At 60.2% G+C, this 18,080-nt stretch carries 18 protein-coding genes; 8 read left to right on the forward strand and 10 right to left on the reverse strand.

Annotation, left to right across the window (positions count from 1 at the left end; translation table 11 throughout):
* The first annotated feature begins 82 nt into the window (after positions 1–82).
* On the forward strand, positions 83–508 hold the full coding sequence (locus BVK86_RS03940) for a VOC family protein (RefSeq protein ID WP_075945186.1): 426 nt from the start codon (positions 83–85) through the stop codon (positions 506–508).
* Between the two features lie 118 nt (positions 509–626).
* Here the strand turns inward: BVK86_RS03940 and BVK86_RS03945 are convergent, their stop codons facing one another.
* The 6 genes from BVK86_RS03945 to BVK86_RS03970 all read right to left on the reverse strand — a co-directional run bounded on the left by BVK86_RS03945 (position 627) and on the right by BVK86_RS03970 (position 6,060).
* Complete coding sequence (locus BVK86_RS03945) at positions 627–1,208, reverse strand: GGDEF domain-containing protein (protein WP_075945187.1); 582 nt, start codon at positions 1,206–1,208, stop codon at positions 627–629.
* Between the two features lie 78 nt (positions 1,209–1,286).
* Positions 1,287–1,862, reverse strand: a complete 576-nt coding sequence (locus BVK86_RS03950; RefSeq protein WP_075945188.1) for a hypothetical protein — start codon at positions 1,860–1,862, stop codon at positions 1,287–1,289.
* Between the two features lies 1 nt (position 1,863).
* On the reverse strand, positions 1,864–4,032 hold the full coding sequence (locus BVK86_RS03955; protein ID WP_075945189.1) for a xanthine dehydrogenase family protein molybdopterin-binding subunit: 2,169 nt from the start codon (positions 4,030–4,032) through the stop codon (positions 1,864–1,866).
* A gap of 7 nt (positions 4,033–4,039) precedes the next feature.
* Positions 4,040–4,495 (reverse strand): (2Fe-2S)-binding protein, encoded by a 456-nt coding sequence (locus tag BVK86_RS03960; protein ID WP_075945190.1) that lies wholly within the window; start codon positions 4,493–4,495, stop codon positions 4,040–4,042.
* Positions 4,496–4,657: 162 nt separating this feature from the next.
* Complete coding sequence (locus BVK86_RS03965) at positions 4,658–5,812, reverse strand: NnrS family protein (protein ID WP_075945191.1); 1,155 nt, start codon at positions 5,810–5,812, stop codon at positions 4,658–4,660.
* Complete coding sequence (locus BVK86_RS03970) at positions 5,812–6,060, reverse strand: transmembrane sensor/regulator PpyR (protein ID WP_075945192.1); 249 nt, start codon at positions 6,058–6,060, stop codon at positions 5,812–5,814. The genes BVK86_RS03965 and BVK86_RS03970 overlap by 1 nt, the downstream gene beginning before the upstream one ends.
* Before the next feature lie 264 nt (positions 6,061–6,324).
* Here BVK86_RS03970 and BVK86_RS03975 point away from each other — a divergent pair, with 264 nt between their 5' ends.
* Both BVK86_RS03975 and BVK86_RS03980 read left to right on the forward strand, forming a co-directional pair.
* Positions 6,325–6,828, forward strand: a complete 504-nt coding sequence (locus BVK86_RS03975) for a VOC family protein (RefSeq protein WP_075945193.1) — start codon at positions 6,325–6,327, stop codon at positions 6,826–6,828.
* Between the two features lie 33 nt (positions 6,829–6,861).
* Positions 6,862–7,695: a helix-turn-helix transcriptional regulator gene (locus tag BVK86_RS03980; protein ID WP_075945194.1), complete on the forward strand. Its 834-nt coding sequence runs from the start codon at positions 6,862–6,864 to the stop codon at positions 7,693–7,695.
* 37 nt (positions 7,696–7,732) lie between these two features.
* On the opposite strand, the gene BVK86_RS03985 is transcribed toward BVK86_RS03980, so the two are convergent.
* Both BVK86_RS03985 and BVK86_RS03990 read right to left on the reverse strand, forming a co-directional pair.
* The gene (locus BVK86_RS03985; protein WP_075945195.1) at positions 7,733–8,329 is read right to left on the reverse strand and encodes a LysE family translocator; all 597 of its coding nucleotides are present in this window, start codon (positions 8,327–8,329) and stop codon (positions 7,733–7,735) included.
* Between the two features lie 81 nt (positions 8,330–8,410).
* On the reverse strand, positions 8,411–9,742 hold the full coding sequence (locus BVK86_RS03990; protein WP_075945196.1) for an aminotransferase-like domain-containing protein: 1,332 nt from the start codon (positions 9,740–9,742) through the stop codon (positions 8,411–8,413).
* Between the two features lie 90 nt (positions 9,743–9,832).
* Here BVK86_RS03990 and BVK86_RS03995 point away from each other — a divergent pair, with 90 nt between their 5' ends.
* From BVK86_RS03995 to BVK86_RS04005, 3 genes are all read left to right on the forward strand, one after another.
* A complete protein-coding gene (locus tag BVK86_RS03995; RefSeq protein WP_075945197.1) occupies positions 9,833–10,729 on the forward strand; it encodes a DMT family transporter in 897 nt (298 codons plus the stop codon).
* Positions 10,730–10,921: 192 nt separating this feature from the next.
* Complete coding sequence (locus BVK86_RS04000) at positions 10,922–12,004, forward strand: bifunctional transcriptional activator/DNA repair enzyme AdaA (RefSeq protein ID WP_075945198.1); 1,083 nt, start codon at positions 10,922–10,924, stop codon at positions 12,002–12,004.
* A 35-nt stretch (positions 12,005–12,039) separates the two neighbouring features.
* Positions 12,040–12,657, forward strand: a complete 618-nt coding sequence (locus tag BVK86_RS04005) for a DNA-3-methyladenine glycosylase family protein (RefSeq protein WP_075945199.1) — start codon at positions 12,040–12,042, stop codon at positions 12,655–12,657.
* Between the two features lie 78 nt (positions 12,658–12,735).
* On the opposite strand, the gene BVK86_RS04010 is transcribed toward BVK86_RS04005, so the two are convergent.
* On the reverse strand, positions 12,736–13,344 hold the full coding sequence (locus tag BVK86_RS04010) for a MiaE family protein (RefSeq protein ID WP_075945200.1): 609 nt from the start codon (positions 13,342–13,344) through the stop codon (positions 12,736–12,738).
* A gap of 162 nt (positions 13,345–13,506) precedes the next feature.
* Here BVK86_RS04010 and BVK86_RS04015 point away from each other — a divergent pair, with 162 nt between their 5' ends.
* On the forward strand, positions 13,507–14,370 hold the full coding sequence (locus BVK86_RS04015) for a universal stress protein (protein WP_075945201.1): 864 nt from the start codon (positions 13,507–13,509) through the stop codon (positions 14,368–14,370).
* Between the two features lie 147 nt (positions 14,371–14,517).
* On the opposite strand, the gene BVK86_RS04020 is transcribed toward BVK86_RS04015, so the two are convergent.
* Positions 14,518–14,988, reverse strand: a complete 471-nt coding sequence (locus tag BVK86_RS04020) for a DUF1289 domain-containing protein (protein ID WP_075945202.1) — start codon at positions 14,986–14,988, stop codon at positions 14,518–14,520.
* A gap of 457 nt (positions 14,989–15,445) precedes the next feature.
* Here BVK86_RS04020 and acnB point away from each other — a divergent pair, with 457 nt between their 5' ends.
* Positions 15,446–18,055 (forward strand): bifunctional aconitate hydratase 2/2-methylisocitrate dehydratase, encoded by a 2,610-nt coding sequence (gene acnB / locus BVK86_RS04025; RefSeq protein ID WP_075945203.1) that lies wholly within the window; start codon positions 15,446–15,448, stop codon positions 18,053–18,055.
* Positions 18,056–18,080: the final 25 nt, after the last annotated feature.

Below are 18,080 nucleotides of genomic sequence, written 5' to 3' on the forward strand. Positions count from 1 at the left end.
GCTCGGCGCAAAAACTATCGTCTTTCGATCAAATTGCACAAGGCTAAACTCGATCTGACTTCACATGACCGAGGCTAGTCCGATGCAACTTTCCCCTTTTCATTTGGCCATTCCCGTTTACGACCTCGCGGCCGCGCGGCACTTTTATGGTTCGGTATTTGGCCTCGAAGAAGGCCGCTCCAGTGATCACTGGGTCGATTTCAATTTTTTCGGTCATCAACTGGTGATTCACCTGGCGCCGAAGAACGCCTCGCAGGAAGCTGCCCATACCAATGCTGTCGACGGTCACAACGTGCCGGTGCCGCATTTCGGTGTGGTGCTGGGGATGGCGGAGTGGGAGGCATTGGCCGAGCGATTGCAATCGCTGGAGACGCGCTTCGTGATTGAACCGGGGATTCGTTTTAAGGGATTGGTGGGGGAACAGGCGACGATGTTTTTGTTCGATCCGTGCGGCAATGCGCTGGAATTCAAGGCGTTCAAGGATATTGGGCAGCTCTTTGCCAAGTAGGTGGTGGTTGTAAGGACCTCATCGCGCGCACGCTCACTTCCACAGGGAATTGTGAGCGCCGCTGATCAAATGTGAGAGCGAGCCTGCTCGCGAAAGGGCCAGCCAATTCAGCACAAATCTAGCGGCCCAACATCGCTTGCGCCTCAGCCAAAAGCGCTTCTACCAAACCATGCGCGGCAGGGTCGTATTCGATCTGTCCAATGCTGAACCTGATGTCATAGCCACGATGCAACGTGGCATTGCGCTCATCGAGCATTTCCTCGAACCGCGCCTTGATCGCCGTAAGATCGACACTGCCGGAGCCCGTCAATAACGCGACAAAGGTCGCGCCTTCCAGCCGGCCGATCACATCGCTTTCCCTGAAGCCAATACGCAGCACATCCGCAAAGGTTTTCAGGGCATCGTCGCCCTCGCCTCGCCCGAATAAGTAGTTGATACGCTTGAAATCATCGAGGTTGAAGAACAGCAGCGTCGCAGGCCGTTCCAGCTGAGAACAGGCATCCAGTCCCCTTTGAGCCAACGCCAGAAAACCATGGCGATTGGACAGCAGGGTCAACTCATCCATGCTTGCCATCTGCACGCCCGTCAACTCCTGCTCAGCCTTGCGGGCCAGGTCGCGCAACAACTCGCGCTCCTGTGCGGGCGTGCGCAAAGGATCGGCGCAGACGCTTTTCTTGTGCAGCTTGCCGGAAATCAGCATCACATACTCCAGTGGCGGGTATGTTCTTTAGAGCACCCGATAGCGGGTTTGACTCCCTGTTCACAGGCCGTTGGTCAGCTACCTCACCGGGCACGGGCCACCGGCATCGGCCCAAAGCTTGAATTGCGTGACAAAAACATCGTGCGCGACTGGCACCGGTGCGCGATTGCCGCCCGGATTCCAGCCCCACAGCACCAGTTTGTCCTCGCTGACATGCTTGATCAGCGCTGCGAAATCGCGGTCGCCGTTGGTTTTGCGGTCCTTGATCATGCTGCACAGCTGATCGGGTGGCAGGCCAATCCAGGCCATTTTGTGGGCCGCTGGCGGCAGGCTCCAGTGCGGCGCGCCCGGTGGCGCCTTGGGGCCGTAGCTGGCCGGAGGATTGGCTTCGGCGTGGCAGCTGGCGCAGGGCAAACCGGCCGCCCCTTTGCCGTCCATCCCGCGCACCACGTTCATCGCGTGGGGTGTTCCGGCATCGAATTGCAACGGCGAATCGCCAGGAATGTGGCAATTCTGGCAGCGGGGGCTCTGGAAGACTTGTCGCACCGTGTCGAATGCTTTCAGGGCCTCCTTGTCTTCGGCAAATAGCTCCGTTGTGTAGACAAACAGGCAGAACAGGGTCAGCGAACCCAGCAACCAATGATGGCGTCTCATTTCACACCCCCGACAATTGCAGTGGCAGCTCGCGCAGCCGCTGACCGGTCAAGGCGAACACCGCATTGGCCACTGCCGGCGCCGTGGGCGGTACGCCGGCTTCGCCGATGCCACCGGGTTTGTCGCTGCTGGGCACGATGTGCACTTCAACCACCGGCATCTCGTTGAGCCGCAGCACTTGATAGTCGTGGTAGTTGGATTGCACCACCTGGCCATCCTTGAACGTCAGGTGGCTGTGCAAGGTAAAGCCCAGGCCGAAGGCGATGCAGGATTCCATTTGTGCGGCGATGCTCTGCGGGTTGACCGCGATCCCGCAATCCACCGCGCACACCACACGATGCACGCGGATCGCCAGATTGTCCTGGGACACCTCCGCCACCTGCGCCACGTAACTGCCGAATGATTCATGCACCGCCACGCCCAGGGCATGGCCGTCCGGTAGCGGAGCCTTCCAGTTGGCTTTTTCCACGGCCAGGTTCAATACGCCCAGGTGACGCGGATGCTCTTTAAGCAGTGTTCGTCGGTACTCCACCGGATCCTTGCCCGCCGCGCTGGCCAACTCGTCGATCAACGACTCCATGACGAAAGCCGTATGACTGTGCCCCACCGAGCGCAACCACAACACACTGATGCCGGTTTGCGGCGAGTGAAGATCAACCTGATGGTTGGTCATTCCCGCCAGGTAGGGACTGTCCGCCACGCCTTCGACCGAGGTTTTATCGATGCCGTCCTTGACCATGGTCGCTTCAAATGAAGTGCCGGCCATGATCGACTGCCCGACCATCACATGCTGCCACGCCACCGGCATTCCATCGGCCCCCAGGCCGACCTGCGCCTGGTGCAGGAAGGCCGAGCGGTAGTAACCGCCACGGATATCATCCTCCCGCGCCCACACGGTTTTGACCGGACCGCCGGCCGCTTTGGCCACGTACACCGCTTCAGCGACAAAGTCCGAGGTCGGGTTGGCCCGCCGACCGAAACCGCCACCGAGGAATTCGGTATGGATCTCGACCTGCTCGGGTTTGAGACCGGTGATTTTCCCGGCGATCATCTGGTCCAGGGTCTGGAACTGGGTGCCCGTCCAGATCTCGCATTTGTCCTGGGTGATGCTCACGGTGCAGTTGAGTGGCTCCATCGGTGCGTGGGCCAGGTAAGGCACGCTGTATTCGACTTCGAGCGTCTTCGTCGCCTTGGCCAGTGCAGCCTTGGTGTCCCCTGCCTTGCTGGCCGGCAAGCCGGGGGTGGCGGCAAGTTTGCGAAAGCGCTCCAACAGTTTTTGGCTGTCGAGCCCGGCATTCGGCCCCAGGTCCCACTCGACGTGCAGGGCATCGCGGCCCAGCTTCGCAGCCCAGTAATGATCGGCGATCACCGCCACACCCGTGGGCACCTGCAGCACTTTGTGGACGCCGGGGATCGCCAACGCTTCAGCACCTTCGAAGGATTTGACCTTGCCGCCGAATACCGGCGAACGGGCGACCATGGCGGTCATCAAGCCGTCGAACTGCACGTCCATGCCGAACTTCGCCCGACCGGTGATTTTCTCCGGCGTGTCGAGGCGTTTGGTGGGTTTGCCAATGAGCTTCCAGTCCTTGGCCTGCTTGAGCTCGATTGACGCTGGGTCCGGCACGGGCAGCTTGCCGGCATGATCGGCCAACTCGCCGTACGTGGCGCGCTGGTCGCCGGCGATGACCACGCCGGACTCGGTACGAATCTGCGACGGCGGCACGTTGAAACGCTTGGCGGCCGCCTCGATCAGCATCAGCCGCGCGGCCGCGCCCGCCAGGCGATAGCGATCGAACTCCATCCAGGTCGAGGTCGACCCCCCGGTGATCTGCATCCCGCCGAACCCGGCCATGCCGTAATCGGCGGCCGAGGCTGGCGAATGCTCGACTTTGATTGTCGACCAGTCGGCGTCCAGTTCTTCGGCGATCAACATGGTCAGGCCCGTCCAGATGCCCTGGCCCATTTCCGAATGGCCGAGCAATACCGTGACGGTGTTGTCATTGCCGATACGCAGGAACGCATTGGGTGCAAAGACGTTGCCCTGATTTTCCGCCGCCCCGGCAAAACGATGGCCACCGGGGATGACAAACGCGACGACCAGCCCACCACCCAACACAGCCGTGCCTTTGAGGAAACCGCGACGCGATAACGGATTGAGATTGTTCATGGCCACCTCAACCCAGCTCGGCGGCGCGTTTGACCGCCGCACGAATTCTTGGGTAGGTGCCGCAACGGCAGATATTGCCCGACAGTGCTTGATCAATGTCGGTATCCGTTGGCTTGGGGATCTTCGCCAACAATGCCGCGGCCGCCATGATCTGGCCTGACTGACAATAGCCGCACTGCACCACATCGAGCTCGGTCCAGGCCTGCTGCACCGGGTGCGAACCGTCGAGGGAAAGCCCTTCGATGGTGAGGATTTTTTGCCCGTGGGCCACCGCCGTGGCGGGCGTAATGCAGGAACGCAGCGGCGTGCCATCGACGTGCACGGTGCAGGCTCCGCATTGGGCCATGCCACAGCCAAACTTGGTTCCGGTCAGGTGCGCAACATCGCGCAAGACCCAAAGCAACGGCATGTCCGCGGGGACATCCAGCTCCTGGTCCTTGCCATTGATATTCAGGGTCAACATTGCGATGGTCCTCAGACTCACGGTGTTCTGAAGGGGCGTCGCTGTGTTGAACGGGGATCTGCGCGCGCCTTGGGTTATCCCTACAGCTAAGCGCAAATTGACTGGATGACCGGGGCGTATCGACCACCGGTCACTGAGGGAGAGCAAAACAGATAGGCCGACTTAAACCCGGGGCCTGAGCAAAATCCCCGTGAAGCAAAGCAAAAACACCCCAAACGCCAGACACCACAACAGCGCCGAAACCCCAAGTCCCAACCCGGAAACCGGCACCAGCAAAACCCGCGACACCCCAGCCAGCAGAATCATGCCAAACCCCAAGACAATCCCCTTGGATGGCTGCAACAACCGTCCGGTATGTCCCAGACTCACCCGCGCGATCATCGCCAGAATCAACCCACCCACGCCCCCCACCGCCAGCGAATGAGTCGCCAGACTCTGCTGCGGCATCAAGCCCAGGTGCCACAAACCCATGGCAACAATCGCCACTACCAACCAGACATAAGATAAATACAACGACCACAACAGTGGCACCCGCCACAGACCTCGGTCATGCCAACGCCACAGCCGAAACACATGCAGAACCCCCATCAACCCAAACACTGCCGCCATCCAGCGCCTGGGCACATCCTGCAAGCCGAGCGCGAATGTCAGCGCCACAAACAACCCACTCACCAGCAACACCCGGGTTGGCCAGGGATTGGCTGCCGGTAAAGCCGGCAGATTCAAGCCACGCTGAATAAAGAATGGGATAACGCGCCCGCCAATCACACTCATCAACGCACCGACCAACCACAACGCCGCCAGCACACCACGCCGTTGCAGGCCGATATCATCGATCCGCAGGCCCCACAACGTCATCGCCTGACATCCGGCCAGCAGCGTGATCATCAACAAAACCGGGTAATTCTCACGCTTGCCGGCTGCCACCAGATCGCGGCCCAGCACCCACACAAGCAGTGGTAAAAACGGCAGTTGCAACCACAGCAACACAGTCGGCGACACAGGCAGAAACCAGGCAAGTCGCGCCAATAGCCAGACCAGCACCAGCCCGATCAACTGCCAGCCTTTGAGCCCCGGACGCCCCGTCCAGTTCGGTACCGCCGTCAGCAGGAACCCGGCGATGATTGCCACGGCGAAGCCGAACGGCATTTCATGCCGATGCCAGGCAAGCATGCCGCCCAATGGGTTCGCGCCGGGCAATCGGCCGTATAGCCAAAAGGCCCAGATCGCCACCGCCAGCGCGGCGAACGCGGCTCCCGCCAGAAAGAACGGACGAAAGCCAAGACTGAAAACGGGAGCAGCCGCCAGATTGCGCATCAGGCCAGCGCCCGGCCCAGAGGTTTACTCAACCGGTGCTGGGACAGCAGGCGCATGACGTAGCCGATTTTCAGCAGCGTCGGCCCTACGATGGTCATGGCATGCAACGACACCAGCGCCAGGATCGACAGATTCCCCTCGTAGAGGTAAGCACCGTAGATGCCGGCCAGCAGCATCGCCAGGCCGACAACGAGCACACGGTTGGACAGTTGCAGAACGTTCTGAGCATTGCTGAAGAAATGGAACATTTTCCGTACTCCTGTAGCCGTTCAGTTGTACTGCAGACGTATCAAGTCCCGTGCCAGCTATTCAGCCTTTGTTAATCAACCACTTAATGAAAAGCAGTCATAACGACCCCATACAAAAATAGTCTTTATGACTCGACCAATGGTCATACCGACTATTTTTTACAACATTTGCTTGCACCTTTATCGATCTACGGCAACACCCGCCAGGCCGAGGCTGGCTACGCTGTTAGTCCAGCATGCAAAAACCTTCCAGGGAGACCCGCCATGCTCCACGTTCAAAAACTCACCCCCTGCCTGTGGTTCGATGGCCAGGCGGAAGAGGCTGCGAAGTACTACTGCGCGATCTTCGACCACTCCAGAATCACTGCCATCACCCACTACGGCAAGGCTGGCCAAGAGGTTCATGGTCACGCGGAAGGTTCAGTGCTGACGGTCAGCTTCGAACTCGACGGACAGACGTTCACCGGCCTCAATGGTGGGCCGAACTTCAAGTTCAACGAGGCGATCTCGTTCCAGGTCAATTGTCAGACCCAGGAAGAGGTCGACCACTTTTGGGGCAGGCTGTCTGCCGGCGGTCCGGTCGAGGCTCAGCAATGTGGCTGGCTCAAGGACAAGTACGGTGTTTCATGGCAGATCGTCCCGATAACGATGATGGACATGCTCAAAGATCCCGACACGAGCAAATCCCAGCGCGCCATGGCGGCCATGATGCAGATGAAAAAACTCGATATCGCCGCGTTGCAGCGAGCCTTTAACGGTGAGAGCTAATACACTCCGTGGCGAAGCTGCCAAGGACTGACCATGAAACTCTCCAAGCCCCGGGACACCGATAAAGCCCCGCGTTTCTGGCGCGACGATGCCCTGCCCTTCATCGAGGCGCGCGCCATCGCCGATGGCCGCGAGGTCTGCTACACCCGGCATTCCCACGAGCACTTTTCCATCGGTGCGATCACCGCCGGGCGCAGCACCTACATCCACGAGCAGGCGCACTTCGAAGTCAGCGCCGGCACCGTGGTATTGATGAACCCCGCCGATGTCCATGCCTGCAATCCGATCAACGACGAGCCCTGGTCGTACTTGATGCTGTATGTCGAAACCGCGTGGCTGACCGAATTGCAGCATCAGCTGGGGTTCAGCGATGACCTGGCGTTCCGCCGTTTCGCGATCACCCATACCGCTGACCCCGAGCTGTTTGCGGGGCTGCAGGGGTTGTATGAAGTGCTGGTCGATCCGCAGCAGGACGTATTGCGCAAACAAAGCGTAGCGATTGAGTTTTTCACTGACGTGCAACTACACCTCAATCCCGTCGAGCAGTTACTGCGCGAACCGAATTTCAAACTGGAACGCGCTGCCGAATTCATCCGTGAACATTGCACGCAGATGCTCAAGCTCGAAGATATTTGCCAAGCGGCGCAGTTGTCGCCGTCCTACCTGATCCGCGCATTCAAGCAGCATTACGGCATGACGCCCCACGCCTTTCTGATCAACCGGCGCATCCAGTTCGCCCGTGATCAACTGCGCCACGGCAAGCTGATCGCCGACGTGGCACTGGAAGCGGGCTTTGCCGATCAGGCGCATTTCCAGCGGGCCTTCAAACAGCATTTGGCGGCGACACCGGGACAGTATCGTGGCTGAACCGATCGGCTCCTCGAAGGCGCCGGCTTGCTGGCGCCTACAGGGTTTCGGGCAATACCAGATAAACCGCACTCACCGCCAGCAACAACGCCATCGTCCGGTTGAACCAGCGCATGCCCGCCGGGTTGTTCAGGTAGCCGCGCAAGAACGTACCGGCATAGGCCCAGCAGCCGACCGACAGATAGCAAATCACCAGATAGATCGCCGCAAACTGCCACACCAGCCGTGCCTCGCCATCGGCGACGAATGCGCCCATGCCAGCCACGCAGGCCAGCCAGGCCTTAGGGTTGAGCCATTGCATGACGGCGCCGTACAGCATCGACGGTGCGCGCGCTGAATCCTTCGCCTCCAGCTGCCCGTTGTCGGCGGCCAGTTTAAAGGCCATGTACAACAGAAACGCCACGCCGGCCCATTGCACCACCTGGGTCATGGCGGGCCACAGCTGCAACAACTTGTGCAGCCCCAAACCCATCAACACCAGCAGCAACACGAACCCAAGGGTCGCCCCGGCCACATGCCGCTGGCTGGCCTTGAAGCCGAAACGCGCCCCCGAACTCAAGGCGACAATATTCACCGGCCCCGGGGTGATCGACGCGGCCAACGCAAACGCCGCCATGGACATGATCAAACTCATCGCACACCTACTCTCGTCAATTGAACCAAGCCCCAAGGTAAAGAGCCCGGCGATGGGTGTATTGAAGAAAACTGCCCTGCGCTACGCGTAATACCCCACCACCCTTTTCACTTTCAGCAACGCTTGTTGAAGCGAGTCCATGTCCACCGAGCCCAGCGCCAGGCGGATGGCGTGTGGTACATGCGGGGTGATCGCAAAGGGTTCGGCGGGCGACACCGACACGTGCTCGCGCATCAGCGCCATGGCGATCTGGTCGGCGCGGGCGTCTTCGGCCAATGGCAACCAGATGAAATACGAAGACGGATGAGTGACCGTCTCCAGCCCCGTCAGCACTTCGCGCGCCAAGGCTTGTCGGGCCTGCGCATCCGCACGTTTTTGCGCTTCCAGTTGGTAGACGGTGCCGTCATCGAGCCAGGCGGTGGCGATCGCTGTCATTACCCCCGGCGTGTTCCAGGTCGTCGCCATCACCGTGCGCTCGAATCCCGCGACCCAATGCAGAGGTGCCGCGACAAAACCGACGCGAAACCCGGTGGCGATGTTCTTGGATAAACCGGAAACGTAAACCGTCCTTTCCGGCGCCATCTCCGCCACGGGTAGTGGCGGATTCTCGGCCAGAAAGGCGTAGGCCGCGTCCTCGATGATCATCAGGTCATGCTGACGCGCAATCGCCACCAAGCGCTCGCGCTGCGCGGTGTCCATCACCCAACCCAGCGGGTTATGCAAGGTGGGCATCGAGTACACGGCCCGCACCGGGCGACTGCGACACAGTTTGTCCAAGGCCGATAAATCCGGCCCGTTGGCCGTGACAGGAATGGGCAGCACCTCCAGGTGCAGCGTTTCGGCCAATGTCTTGAATCCCGGATAAGTCAACGCGTCAGCCGCAATCACGTCGCCAGGTTTGAGCAGCGTCATCATCACCACGGCCAGACCATGCTGGGCACCACTGACGATCAACACCTGTTCGGCCGATACGTTCAGGCCACGCTCGCCCAGGTGGCGGGCCACCGAAGCCCGCTCATGCAGCCGCCCGGCGTGGGGTTGATAACGCAACAGCGACTCCAGGTCGCCGGACAATGCAAGCTGACGCAGCGCCTGGCGCAACAGGTCAGCCTGACCCGGCAATGACGGGTAGTTGAAATTGAGGTCGACCATCCCCGCCGCCACCACGGACTGAGAAATGCCTTGGCCAGGCGGCAGCGACGTCTCCCGGACAAATGTCCCGCGCCCGGTTTCACCACTTACCAGGCCCATGCCCTCAAGCTCGGCATACACCCGGCTGGCCGTGACCAACGCCAGACCTTGCTCGGTGGCGAGTTGGCGGTGGGTCGGCAGCCGCGTACCCGGTGGCAAACGCCCCGAGCGAATGTCGACGGCGAAGGTATCAACCAGGGTTTTATAGCGGGATCGAGGCATGCCGGGATGTATCCATGACAATTTTTTGATTGTATCGATAACCCAACCCTACCATGACTTTCCGGCAACCAGACAATAAGCGAGAGCCAAATGGAACGGACTTCGAACCTGCAAAACCGGCCGCTGGAGAGCAACGCCAGCGGCTGGATGAATGGACTGATCGGCGTGGTGATTTTCAGCGGCTCACTGCCAGCGACGCGGGTGGCGGTGCTGGAGTTCGATCCGGTGTTCCTCACCGTGGCTCGCGCCACCCTCGCGGCGTTTCTGGCGCTGAGCCTGCTGCTGTTGTTCAAGGAAAAACGCCCTGCACGCCATCAGCTTGTGCCGCTGATCATCGTGGCGCTGGGCGTGGTGGTGGGTTTTCCGCTGTTGACCGCGCTGGCCCTGCAATACGTGACGTCAGCGCATTCCATTGTGTTCGTCGGCCTGTTACCGCTGGCCACCGCCGCGTTCGGCGTGTTGCGCGGTGGCGAACGCCCGCGGCCGGTGTTTTGGCTCTTCTCGGTGCTGGGCAGTGTGCTGGTGGTGGGTTTTGCTGTATCCCAGGGCCTGAGCGCCTCCCCCCAAGGCGACATTCTGATGCTGCTGGCGATTCTCGCCTGTGGCCTGGGATATGCCGAAGGCGCAAAGTTGTCCCGCACGCTGGGCGGCTGGCAAGTGATTTCCTGGGCGCTGGTACTGGCATTGCCGATGATGGCGGCGCTGACCTGGTGGCGGATGCCGGATTCGTTCAGCGGGATCAGCGCACCGGCCTGGTTCAGCCTGGCTTACGTTTCGCTGTTCAGCATGCTGATCGGCTTCGTGTTCTGGTATCGCGGCCTCGCCCAAGGCGGGATTGCCGCTGTCGGGCAACTGCAACTGCTGCAACCGTTCTTCGGTTTGGCACTGGCCGCCACCTTGCTGCACGAGCATGTCAGTATCGGCATGCTCGGCGTAACGGTCGCGGTAATCCTGTGTGTCGCCGGGGCCAGGAAATTCGCCAAATGAAACTCAAGGCATGGTGTCTGACGGGTGCGTCGTCACCGCCGGATCGCGAAGGGGTCAAGCCCGCGCAAGGAGAGCGCTGAAGCGCTGTCGAAGCGGGTCAATCAACGGTCGATCTGAGCCCGGGGCGTCTGTGCGTAATTCTCTGTCGATTTTCCGGTGGAGACGTTCCGCCGCCGGCCTTAAGCTCAACCCATGAACCTGCACAGCACGCTACTTCCGCCCCATGCCGAGATGGTCCGCGCCATGCTCGACCGCGACACCGCCTACGAGGGGGTGTTCTTTACTGCGGTCAAGACCACCGGAATTTTCTGCCGCCCCAGTTGCACGGCGCGCAAGCCGAAACCGGAGAACGTCGAGTTCTTCGCCCACGCCGATGAATGCCTGTCGGCGGGATACCGCGCCTGCCTGCGGTGCAAGCCACTGGACGCCGCCGCCATTGCGCCGGACTGGGTGCACGCGCTGCTCAAATCGGTAGACGCCGGTCCCGAACAGCGCTGGACCGATGCCCATCTACTGGCCGAAGGCATCGAGCCGCTGAAGTTGCGTCGCTGGTTCAAACAGCATTTCGGCATGACCTTCCATGCCTGGCTGCGCACCCGGCGCCTGGGCATGGCTTTGGGTGGAATCAAGCAGGGCGATTCCATCGACAGCGCGGCGTTCGACTGCGGCTACGAATCCCTCAGCGGCTTTCGCGATGCCTTCAAAAAGTCCTTTCACACCACCCCGGGACGCGCCGCCAACAGCGAGCCACTGTTGTTCACCCGCCTGACCACGCCACTGGGACCGATGATCGCCATGGCCGAACGCCGTGGTCTGGTGCTGCTCGAGTTTCTCGACCGTCCGGCGCTGACCCGGGAAGTCGAAGAACTGCAGAACCGCTATGGCTACGCCGTGGCGCCCGGACACAACCTGCATCTGCAGCAAATCGAACAGGAGCTGGCGCAGTATTTCAGCGGCCAACTGAAACAATTCAAGGTGGCGCTGCACCTTCCCGGCAGCGAATTCGCCCGCCAGGTATGGGCTGAACTGGCGACCATTCCCTACGGCCAGACCACCACTTACGGCACGATTGCGGCCAGGCTCGGTAAGCCCGGAGCCCGTCGTGCGGTGGGCCTGGCCAATGGGCAGAACCGTCTTTCGATTGTCGTGCCTTGCCATCGGGTAATCGGTGCGGACGGCTCGCTGACGGGCTATGGTGGAGGACAGCCGCGCAAGGCGTTTCTGCTCAGGCTGGAAAGTGCCGCGCGTCAGATCACCCGGCAACTGGCTTTTTGACCGCACGCTGTTTTGTCAACCCGCAAGGATGCTTGATGCCCGAGCCTTATTTACCCGCCACCCGGTTCCTTGCGTCCATCGACGACGACTGGCAACGCCATGTCGCCGCCGTCGGCCCGTGCCTGCATCAAGCCCACGCCGCGCGCGATCCGTATGAGTCGCTGGTGCGGGCGATTGCGTACCAGCAACTGCACGCCAAGGCGGGTGATGCGATTGTCGGACGGATGCTGGCGTTGTTTCCAGGGCAGACATTTCCCCGACCTGAACAACTGGTTGCCACCGATTTTGACCGGATGCGCAGTTGCGGCTTTTCCGCCCGCAAGATCGCAACCATCCAGGGCATTGCCCAGGCCGCACTGGACGGCGTGGTACCGGCTTACGCCACGGCCCTGGCCATGGACGATGAAGCGTTGATCGAACGCCTGATCACCCTGCCGGGCGTAGGTCGCTGGACGGTTGAAATGCTGTTGATCTACAGCCTGGAACGCCCGGACATCCTGCCGGCCGACGACTTTGGCGTGCGTGAGGGTTATCGAAAGCTCAAGGGGCTGGAGGTGCAACCAACGCGCAAGCAGATGATTGAAATCGGGTTGGCGTGGAGCCCTTATCGGACGGTGGCTGCGTGGTATTTGTGGCGAGTGGCGGGCAGGTAGGCCGCGTTATCGTTATTCGCCAGCAAGCTCGCTCCCACAGGGGATTGCATTCCAGGTGTTAGAGCGGGCCCGCTGACGTTATGCGGCTGCCGGCACACCACTATGAAACCGGAACTCCACATCCGCCGACTCGATCAGCTCTTGCTCTGCCGCGCGAACCCTGTCGATCACCTGGGCAATATCCTTGGCGTCCCCATACTGGTAAGCCAGCTTCAAATACCCTTGAAAGTGCCGGGCTTCGCTTTTCAGCAGGCCGAAATAAAACGTGCCCAGTTCCTCGTCCAGATGCGGCACCAGCGCTTCGAAACGCTCGCAGCTGCGGGCTTCGATGAACGCGCCGACCACCAGCGTATCCACCAGTTTCACCGGCTCGTGACTGCGCACCACTTTGCGCAAGCCCGACGCGTAACGCCCGGCGGACAGCTGGCGCAGTTCGATCTTGCGCCGCTTCATCAAGCGCATGACCTGTTCGTGATGCACCAATTCTTCACGGGCCAGACGCGACATCATATTGATCAAATCGACGTGGGAGTGATATTTGGCTATCAGGCTCAGCGCGGTGCTGGCAGCCTTGAATTCGCAATTCTTGTGGTCGATCAGCAAGGTTTCCTGATCGGCCAGCGCGGCCTGGACCCAGCCGTCAGGGGTGCGACAACCAAGGAACTCGTGAATTTCGGGAAGGATCATGTGGCCCACGGGATAAAAGGTTCAAATCGAAGGGCGCCGATTATACCGGCCTGCCTGCAGACCACCAGCTACCAACCGTTGATATGCATCAAGTCGCCGAATGGCGGGCAAGAACTATAGTTGTGCAACGCCATGCTTTTACTTTTCCAGGAGATTCCGATCATGCAAGCCATTCGCAGCATTCTGGTGGTCATCGAGCCCGAACACTCGGAAAGCCTGGCGCTCAAACGAGCCAAGTTGATTGCCGGGGTGACCCAGGCGCATCTGCACCTGTTGGTGTGCGATCCCAAGCACGATCACAGCGGCATGCTGGGCGTGCTCAAGGCTGCGTTACTGGCGGACGGCTACAGTGTCACCACCGAACAGGCCTGGAATCAGAGCCTTCACGACACCATCATCGATGTGCAGCAGGCAGAAGGTTGTGGCTTGGTGATCAAGCAACACTTCCCTGACAGCCCGCTTAAAAAGGCGCTGCTGACCCCCGCAGACTGGAAGTTGCTGCGCCACTGCCCTTCCCCGGTGCTGCTGGTGAAAACTGCCGGCTCGTGGAAAGACAAGGTGATTCTGGCGGCCATTGACGTCGGCAATATGGAAAGTGAGCACCGCCATTTGCACGCCACCATCATTGATTACGGCTATGACATCGCCAGCCTGGCCAAAGCGCATCTGCACGTAATCAGCGCTCATCCGTCACCCATGCTGTCGGCGGCCGACCCGACGTTGCAGCTCAGTGAAACCATCGAGGCGCGCTATCGCGAACAGTGCAAGGCGTTTCAGGCGGAGTTCGACATCGACGACGAACACCTGCACATCGCCGAGGGCCCGGCGGATGTATTGATTCCGTTCATGGTGCACAAACTGCAGGCGGCCGTGACGGTAATAGGCACCGTGGCGCGTACCGGCTTATCGGGGACATTGATCGGTAATACCGCGGAAGTGGTGCTTGATGCGGTGGAGAGCGATGTGCTGGTGCTCAAGCCGCAGGAGGTTGAGGATCACCTGGAGGAGTTGGCATTCAAGCATTGAAGAGGACCAGCCTGTGTGGCGAGGGAACTTGCTCCCGTCGGGTTGCGAAGCCCCCCTCGCGTGCTGCCGGACACACGACGCCAGCTGGTTTTGCGACGGCTGCGCCGCCCGAGCGGAAGCAAGCTCCCTCGCCACGGAAACCGGGATTTAGCCGTCGAAGGCGTCCTTCAGGAACCCCGGTGCGATGTAGCGCTGGTAATGCGCCTCGGACAGCAGGAAAAACTCCCGATCGATGGCATCACGCACCTGCGGCAGGTTCCACTCACGGAACTCCGGCAACAACACCATCCCGTAGGCTTCCAGGTTGTTGATCACCCGCGCACCCCGCGCGATCAACTGGTAGGCCCAGCAATATTCCGACTGATGGGGCACAAAGCGGATCTTGCGTTGTTCCAGCTGCATGCGGAGCAGCGCCGGGTCGAAAATCTCCACCTTGGCCGCCATCACCTGGGACAAAAGCTGCTCAAGACGCAGCCACACCGCGCGCTTTTCTTCCTCGTTGTAACCGTTCCAGTGAATCACTTCATGGTGGAACCGCTTGCAGCCACGGCACACCAGGTCACCGTAAACAGTGGAGCAAAGGCCGACGCAAGGCGTCTTGATGGTCTGATTGGGCATAGGTAGGCAAAACGCGAAAAAGCAAAACAGGCCGGCATGTTAGCCCTTTGTCCGATAATCATCACCCCTCAAAATCAAAGGGTCAGGGTCAACGGACCTCTGCCGGGCGTCACCACCAAAGTCCAATAAACCCCGACTTACCTTTAATTTTTTTTTGCCGTAGAATCAGCCTGCCTTTTTAGGCGCCAATGTCCGTTAGAAGCTGTTTTCAAAGCGTCACGAGCACAGTCGTTCCTTCAGAGCGGTGTTGGCGAGGGGTTTTTCCAGCGGGGAAAAACCCAACGCCAACCCTCATCAGCTCCCGTTCTGCAGGCGTAAAACTTTGAAAGCAGCTTCTGTAAGGAATTGTCGGTAATTCTGGCTAAGTGGCTCACAACGTCATGCAGCGCATGAGTACGGCAATTTCGGGATGAGCGTCCCGGACACCCATTTGGGACCACTGATGAGGGTAATAACTGTGCTTGAAGCCTACCGCAAACATATCGAAGAGCGTGCAGCACTGGGTATCGTTCCCCAGCCGCTTAACGCCGAACAAACTGCAGGCCTGGTCGAGCTGCTGAAAAATCCTCCGGCTGGCGAAGAAGCATTCCTCGTTGACCTGATCACCAATCGCGTTCCGCCTGGCGTGGACGAAGCAGCCTATGTAAAGGCCGGTTTCCTGTCTGCCATCGCCAAAGGCGAAGCCAAATCCCCACTGATCGACAAGAAGCGCGCTGTTGAACTGCTCGGCACCATGCAGGGCGGCTACAACATCGTGACCCTGGTGAACCTGCTGGACGACGCCGAACTGGCTCCAGTAGCAGCCGAAGAACTCAAGCACACCCTGCTGATGTTCGATGCCTTCCACGACGTCGCTGAAAAAGCCAAGAACGGTAACGTTCACGCCAAAGGCGTGCTGCAGTCCTGGGCTGACGGCGAGTGGTTCAAGAACCGCCCTACCCTGGCCGACAAGATCAGCCTGCGCGTGTTCAAGGTCACCGGCGAAACCAACACCGACGACCTGTCCCCCGCTCCTGATGCCTGGTCCCGCCCGGACATCCCGCTGCACGCCCTGGCCATGCTGAAAATGGCTCGCGACGGCATCGTGCCTGACGCACAAGGCGTCACCGGTCCGATGAAGCAGATCGAAGAAATGCGCAACAGCGGCTTCCCTATCGCCTACGTCGGTGACGTGGTCGGTACCGGTTCTTCGCGTAAATCGGCGACCAACTCGGTTCTGTGGTTCTTCGGCGACGACGTTCCTTACGTACCGAACAAGCGTGCCGGCGGTTTCTGCTTCGGCAGCAAAATCGCTCCGATCTTCTACAACACCATGGAAGATGCCGGCGCACTGCCAATCGAATTCGACGTTTCCAACATGCACATGGGCGACGTGATCGACCTGTACCCGCATGCTGGCAAAGTCTGCAAGCACGGCACCGACGAAGTCCTGACCACCTTCGAAATGAAGACGCCGGTCCTGCTGGACGAAGTTCGCGCCGGCGGACGTATTCCGCTGATCATCGGCCGTGGCCTGACCGAGAAGGCTCGCGCCGAACTGGGTCTGCCAGCGTTCGACCTGTTCAAGAAGCCTGAAGCCCCGGCTGAAAGCACCAAGGGTTTCACCCTGGCGCAGAAAATGGTCGGCAAGGCTTGCGGTCTGGCAGAAGGCCAAGGCGTTCGTCCTGGCACCTACTGCGAACCGAAGATGACCACCGTCGGTTCTCAGGACACCACCGGTCCAATGACCCGTGACGAACTGAAAGACCTGGCGTGCCTGGGCTTCTCCGCTGATCTGGTAATGCAGTCCTTCTGCCACACCGCGGCCTATCCAAAGCCGATCGACGTGACCACCCACCACACCCTGCCTGACTTCATCATGACCCGCGGCGGCGTTTCCCTGCGTCCGGGCGACGGCATCATCCACTCGTGGCTGAACCGCATGCTGCTGCCGGACACCGTGGGTACCGGTGGTGACTCGCACACCCGTTTCCCGATGGGCATCTCGTTCCCGGCCGGTTCCGGTCTGGTCGCGTTCGCCGCTGCCACCGGCGTCATGCCGCTGGACATGCCGGAATCGATCCTGGTGCGTTTCAAAGGCAAAATGAAACCTGGCATCACCCTCCGTGACCTGGTTCATGCCATTCCTTACTTCGCCATCCAGAACGGTCTGCTGACTGTCGAAAAGAAGGGCAAGAAAAACGCCTTCTCCGGCCGCATCCTGGAAATCGAAGGCCTGGAAGGCCTGACGCTGGAACAGGCTTTCGAGCTGTCCGACGCCTCGGCCGAACGTTCGGCTGCCGGTTGCACCATCAAGCTGTCGAAAGAATCGATCACCGAGTACCTGCAGTCCAACATCACCCTGCTGCGCTGGATGATCGGCGAAGGCTACGGCGATGCGCGTACCCTGGAACGTCGTGCTCAAGCGATGGAAGCCTGGGTCGCCAACCCTGAACTGATGGAAGCCGATGCCGACGCCGAATACGCTGAAATCATCGAAATCGATCTGGCCGACATCAACGAGCCTGTGCTCTGCGCGCCGAACGATCCGGACGACGCCCGCCTGCTTTCCAGCGTTGCTGGCGAGAAGATCGATGAAGTGTTCATCGGTTCGTGCATGACCAACATCGGTCACTTCCGCGCTGCCGGTAAACTGCTGGAACAGGTCAAGGGTCAGCTGCCAACCCGTCTGTGGCTGTCGCCGCCGACCAAGATGGACGCTCACCAGCTGACCGAAGAAGGCTACTACGGCATCTACGGCAAGGCTGGCGCGCGCATGGAAATGCCGGGTTGCTCGCTGTGCATGGGTAACCAGGCACGTGTAGAACCGAACTCGACTGTTGTGTCGACTTCGACCCGTAACTTCCCGAACCGTCTGGGTGACGGCGCGAACGTCTACCTGGCTTCGGCCGAGCTGGCGTCGGTGGCTTCCATCCTGGGTCGCCTGCCGACCGTCGAGGAGTACATGGAATACGCTGGCAAGATCGACAGCATGGCGGCTGATGTTTACCGCTACCTGTCCTTCGACCAGATCGCCGAGTTCCGTGAAGCTGCAGCGAACGCCAACATCCCGGTCGTTCAAGCCTAACGTTACAACGCAATAAAAAACGCCG

It is taken from the genome of Pseudomonas reinekei, from assembly GCF_001945365.1.
In the GTDB taxonomy this organism is placed as follows: domain Bacteria; phylum Pseudomonadota; class Gammaproteobacteria; order Pseudomonadales; family Pseudomonadaceae; genus Aquipseudomonas; species Aquipseudomonas reinekei.

Excerpts from the sequence above, each read along its gene's own strand:
- BVK86_RS03955 (WP_075945189.1), bottom strand. The coding sequence starts at position 4,032 with ATGAACAATCTCAATCCGTTATCGCGTCGCGGTTTCCTCAAAGGCACG.
- BVK86_RS03970 (WP_075945192.1), bottom strand. The coding sequence starts at position 6,060 with ATGTTCCATTTCTTCAGCAATGCTCAGAACGTTCTGCAACTGTCCAAC.
- BVK86_RS04020 (WP_075945202.1), bottom strand. The coding sequence starts at position 14,988 with ATGCCCAATCAGACCATCAAGACGCCTTGCGTCGGCCTTTGCTCCACT.
- BVK86_RS03965 (WP_075945191.1), bottom strand. The coding sequence starts at position 5,812 with ATGCGCAATCTGGCGGCTGCTCCCGTTTTCAGTCTTGGCTTTCGTCCG.
- BVK86_RS04015 (WP_075945201.1), top strand. The coding sequence starts at position 13,507 with ATGCAAGCCATTCGCAGCATTCTGGTGGTCATCGAGCCCGAACACTCG.
- BVK86_RS03960 (WP_075945190.1), bottom strand. The coding sequence starts at position 4,495 with ATGTTGACCCTGAATATCAATGGCAAGGACCAGGAGCTGGATGTCCCC.
- BVK86_RS04000 (WP_075945198.1), top strand. The coding sequence starts at position 10,922 with ATGAACCTGCACAGCACGCTACTTCCGCCCCATGCCGAGATGGTCCGC.
- BVK86_RS03980 (WP_075945194.1), top strand. The coding sequence starts at position 6,862 with ATGAAACTCTCCAAGCCCCGGGACACCGATAAAGCCCCGCGTTTCTGG.
- BVK86_RS03975 (WP_075945193.1), top strand. The coding sequence starts at position 6,325 with ATGCTCCACGTTCAAAAACTCACCCCCTGCCTGTGGTTCGATGGCCAG.
- BVK86_RS03940 (WP_075945186.1), top strand. The coding sequence starts at position 83 with ATGCAACTTTCCCCTTTTCATTTGGCCATTCCCGTTTACGACCTCGCG.
- BVK86_RS04010 (WP_075945200.1), bottom strand. The coding sequence starts at position 13,344 with ATGATCCTTCCCGAAATTCACGAGTTCCTTGGTTGTCGCACCCCTGAC.
- BVK86_RS03995 (WP_075945197.1), top strand. The coding sequence starts at position 9,833 with ATGGAACGGACTTCGAACCTGCAAAACCGGCCGCTGGAGAGCAACGCC.
- BVK86_RS04005 (WP_075945199.1), top strand. The coding sequence starts at position 12,040 with ATGCCCGAGCCTTATTTACCCGCCACCCGGTTCCTTGCGTCCATCGAC.
- BVK86_RS03990 (WP_075945196.1), bottom strand. The coding sequence starts at position 9,742 with ATGCCTCGATCCCGCTATAAAACCCTGGTTGATACCTTCGCCGTCGAC.
- BVK86_RS03985 (WP_075945195.1), bottom strand. The coding sequence starts at position 8,329 with ATGAGTTTGATCATGTCCATGGCGGCGTTTGCGTTGGCCGCGTCGATC.
- BVK86_RS03945 (WP_075945187.1), bottom strand. The coding sequence starts at position 1,208 with ATGCTGATTTCCGGCAAGCTGCACAAGAAAAGCGTCTGCGCCGATCCT.
- BVK86_RS03950 (WP_075945188.1), bottom strand. The coding sequence starts at position 1,862 with ATGAGACGCCATCATTGGTTGCTGGGTTCGCTGACCCTGTTCTGCCTG.